Below are 4,323 nucleotides of genomic sequence, written 5' to 3'. Positions count from 1 at the left end.
TTTGGACACCTTTACCATACAGGAAAATTCGCATTTTTTGTACCCTCTATTTTCTCTATGCACACCGATCTTCAATGATCAAGTACAACTTGTGGTGAAGAGCCAGAAACAAACAGGGTACCCTTTATGCCACATGGAGCTGTTTTCCCGAAAAGCCCTACGTGATCATCACATCCACGATATGAACGAGATGCTTCATAACAGGTTTTGAAAAATAAAGGGCCAACCCCAACATCGTGAAAAACTTGTGAATTCCTTGATGATGTGCTAATCTATTCATTAGACATGAACCTCCTTGTGAATGGTTTGGTAGCACATCTATTCTAACCAAGGAATCGGGTTCATGTCTCCTTTTTTGTTTCGATGTAAATTTATGTTAGTGATTTTGCTCATCTACAGTCATAAAGGGAAATCGAAAATAGCAAAGGAGATGATGACGATGAAGAAGCGAAAGTGGTTTGCGCGCGCAATGACTGTTCTTTCTCTGTCGCTGTTGCTTGGTGCTTGTGGAAACGGTAACGGCAATGGAGGGACAGAGCAAGAAGGGGCCGACGGGAAGCAAGGCGGCGACGTGAAATTCCTCAGCATTGCCACTGGCGGGACAGGCGGAACGTATTATCCGCTTGGCGGGGCCTTTGCCGATATTATCAAAGATGAAACGGGCATCGACGCCAATGCCATCACTTCGGGGGCATCGGCGGAAAACATGGCGATTTTGGATGCGGGCGATGCGGAAATTGCATTTGCGCAAACTGACATCGCGACATACGCGACGGAAGGAAAATTAATGTTTAAAGAGAAAATTGAAAGCGTGAAAGGGATCGCGACCCTTTACCCGGAAACGATTCAAATTGTCACCACGAAAAAATCGGGCATTAAGTCCGTTGAGGATTTAAAAGGGAAAGTCGTTTCTGTCGGGGAAGCGGGCTCGGGGACGCGGGCAAATGCGGAGCAAATTTTGGAAGTTCACGGCATGACGTTTGATGATATTGAAGTGCGCAACTTGTCGTTTGATGATTCCGTCTCCGGCATCCAAGATGGCACGATTGATGCCGCCTTTATTACGGCGGGAACGCCGACGGGAGCGGTGGAAGGCTTGTCAGCGACGGAAGACGTTGTGATTGTGCCGATCGCTGAAGACAAAATCAATGCGCTGATTGAAAAATACCCGTACTATGCGAAAGATGAAGTGCCTCAAGGGACGTATAAGCTAGCGGAAACCGTTCCGACGGTCGCCGTGCGCGCGATGCTCGTCGCTCGGGCGGATTTGCCGGAAGACACGGTCTACAACGTGACGAAAGCGATTTTTGAAAACTTGGATAAGGTCAAACATGCCAAAGCCCAGCAAATCAAGCTGGAAAATGCGCTGGATGGCATGTCGATCGAGCTTCACCCGGGGGCGAAGAAATACTTTGATGAAAAAGGAGTTAAAGCGGAATAACGGTGTCACGGGAAGGACTGGCCGGGTTCATGGCGCCAGCCCTTCCTTATTTTCGCCGGCCACGAAGGGGGGCGGCTGATGCGAAAATGGTTCGCAGCGGTCAGTGCACTTCTGGCGGTTGCAGTCTTCTTCCTTCCTTTCCGCCAGGTGCTGGCGTTTGAAAAGGATGGCCGGGTCGCTGCGTATATCCCGATTTCTCAAGGGGATACGTTCGCGATTCGCTATACGCATTCGATCCACCGTTCAGATGTCGAGGAAACGTATAAGGTGTTGGCTGACGGGACGATTGAACAAATCGCTCTCACCTATGAGGATACGGCGGTCGGGATGCCGGCGAACGCGGCGCCAGGGGAGATATTTACGCTTCGGAATGGAAAATATTATATTACCGGCATGGAGCGCAAATTTCCATCCATCTTGTTGAGCATTGGGAGGGTTGTCGCCAACCATCGCGTCGTTTATGAAGGGAAGATGGTGACATTAAAAACAGTCATCCCTCCCGGCTCCATTGTCCGCATCAAGGTGACACGACTATCATTGGTTCAATGCTGGAAGGGAGTGAACTTGTTTGACTGAGAAGTTTGAACAGCTATCCGCAGAGGAGCAGCAACAATTGCTGGAAAAATATGATCCGGAAGCAGCGACGCGCAAATTGAAAGGGCCGCTTGGCTGGATTGCCTTTTTCGGGCTGCTTTCATTTTCACTCTTTCAGTTATATGCTTCGATTTTTCAAACGATTCCAAAACAAATTTTATTGTCGATCCATTTAGGGTTTGCCTTGTCGCTTATCTTTTTATTGTTTCCGGCGCGGAAAAAACATCTTCATCGCGCCGACGTCGGCATCGTGAATATCCTTTTGTCGCTGTTGTCGATCGGGGTCGGTGCATATTTGCCGCTGATGCTCGATGACATCGTCCAACGCATCGGCATTATGACGCCGCTTGACTTTACGGTCGGTTTGGTCGCCGTGCTGCTTGTGCTTGAGGCGACGAGGCGGGCGGTCGGGCTGCCGATTACGATCATCGCCTCGCTATTTTTGCTGTATGCGTATTTCGGGCCGTATATGCCGGGATTTTTGGCTCATCGGGGCGTTGATTTGGAAGGGCTCGTCAAAACGATGTTTTTTACGACGGAAGGCATTTTCGGCACGCCGCTGTACGTGTCAGCGACATACATTTTCGTCTTCTTGTTGTTTGGCGCCTTCTTAGTGAAAACGGGTGTCGGGGAGTATTTTAATGACTTGGCGCTCGTTGTCGCCGGGAAGCGAATCGGCGGTCCGGCGAAGGTGGCGGTGTTCTCAAGCGCGCTGCAAGGAACGATCAGCGGCAGCTCGGTGGCGAACGTCGTGACGTCCGGGGCGTTTACGATTCCGATGATGAAACGTCTCGGATATGGAAAAGAGTTTGCCGGCGCTGTGGAGGCGACATCGTCCACCGGCGGCCAGCTCATGCCCCCGGTCATGGGAGCGGCGGCGTTTTTGATGGTGGAGTTTATCGGCGGCATTTCGTATTGGGAGATCGCAAAAGCAGCGGCGATTCCAGCGATTCTATATTTTGCCGGCATTTGGATGATGACGCACTTTGAAGCGAAGCGAATCGGGCTGCGCGGGTTGACAGAGGAAGAAATGCCGAACCGGAAAGAAGTGCTCGGAAAAATCTACTTGCTCGTTCCGATCATCGTTGTCATTTTGCTGCTGATGAGCGGGATGAGCGTGATGCGGGCGGCGCTCTGGTCGATCGTGGCGATCATTGTCGTCAGCGGCTTAAAAAAGGAAACGCGGCTGGGGTGGCGCGACATCATTGACGCGCTAGTCGACGGGGCGAGAAGCGCGCTGTCCGTGGCGGCGGCGACCGCCGCAGCCGGCATCATCGTCGGAGTCGTGACGAAAACCGGCCTTGGATTGAAAATGGCAAACGGCTTGATCGATTTGTCAAACGGCGTTTTGCTGTTGACGCTCTTTTTCACGATGCTGACTTCGCTCATTCTCGGCATGGGTTCGCCAACAACGGCCAACTACGTCATCACTTCGACGATCGCGGCGCCGGCGATCATCGCATCCGGCGTGCCGGAGCTGGCTGCGCATTTGTTCGTGTTTTACTTTGGCATTGTCGCCGACATTACACCGCCGGTGGCGTTGGCGGCGTTTGCGGCCGCCGGCATTTCCGGAGGAAGCCCGCTGCGGACCGGGTTCATCGCCACGAAACTCGCCATTTCGGCGTTTATCATCCCGTACATGTTCGTGCTTTCACCGGCCTTGCTCATGATTGACACGACCGTTCCGTATTTGATTTGGGTCGTATTCTCGGCATTTATCGGCATGCTCGCCATCAGCGCGGGAATGATCGGCTTTTGGTACCGGAAACTCAACATTCTTGAACGCGCCATGGCGGTTGTGACAGGATTGCTGCTGATTTATCCAGAAAAAATCAGCGATATTGTTGGATTGGTCTTATTTGCTGCCATGTTTGCCATTCAATATGTAGCCGGAAGACGGGAACGGACGCAGAAAACGGCGTCATAAAAGTCTGATTTGAACAAACCGAAAGGCAGGCGCTCATCTAGAAGGCTGGTGAAAAACCATGATTTTCGCTCAATCGGTGTTTTCTGTTGTGAGAGAAGAGCTGATTTTAACGGATTTCCGAAAGAAGTCTCCCACCTCAAGGAACGCGAAGGGTGTAACCCAGTGAGTAGGTGGGAGATGAATGTCGGTTGGCGTTAGCCAACGAATAGGATAGAATATGGCTATATAGATGCAATTTAAAGCTTTAACATTTTTCGTCTTTGCCGGTCATTGCATCCGACTGTCGAGTGACCGAACAACGCCGCTTAAAGACCCATGAATGGGTCTGTGAAGCGAGTCGTTGTTCGGTCTTCCGTCACGC

General features: G+C 51.3%; 3 protein-coding genes and 1 pseudogene. 3 read left to right on the top strand and 1 reads right to left on the bottom strand.

From position 1 onward, the window contains the following. Nucleotides 1-160: 160 nt before the first annotated feature. Nucleotides 161-280, bottom strand: a pseudogene (locus IKE44_RS10000) (IS701 family transposase); the annotation flags it as partial. Nucleotides 281-439: 159 nt separating this feature from the next. On the opposite strand from IKE44_RS10000, the gene IKE44_RS09995 reads away from it, so the two are divergent. From IKE44_RS09995 to IKE44_RS09985, 3 genes are all read left to right on the top strand, one after another. After that, nucleotides 440-1,441: a TAXI family TRAP transporter solute-binding subunit gene (locus tag IKE44_RS09995; protein WP_049626594.1), complete on the top strand. Its 1,002-nt coding sequence runs from the start codon at nt 440-442 to the stop codon at nt 1,439-1,441. A 78-nt stretch (nt 1,442-1,519) separates the two neighbouring features. Then, nucleotides 1,520-2,017 (top strand): DUF1850 domain-containing protein, encoded by a 498-nt coding sequence (locus IKE44_RS09990; RefSeq protein WP_033015127.1) that lies wholly within the window; start codon nt 1,520-1,522, stop codon nt 2,015-2,017. Further along, a complete protein-coding gene (locus IKE44_RS09985) occupies nt 2,010-3,962 on the top strand; it encodes a TRAP transporter permease (protein WP_033015129.1) in 1,953 nt (650 codons plus the stop codon). Before IKE44_RS09990 ends, IKE44_RS09985 begins: the two co-directional genes overlap by 8 nt. Nucleotides 3,963-4,323 lie beyond the last annotated feature (361 nt).

This window comes from Geobacillus sp., from assembly GCF_017515625.1.
Classification (GTDB): Bacteria; Bacillota; Bacilli; order Bacillales; family Anoxybacillaceae; genus Geobacillus; species Geobacillus stearothermophilus.
The sequence above is the reverse complement of the archived record's forward strand: the minus strand, read 5'-3'. Positions and strand labels throughout refer to the sequence as shown.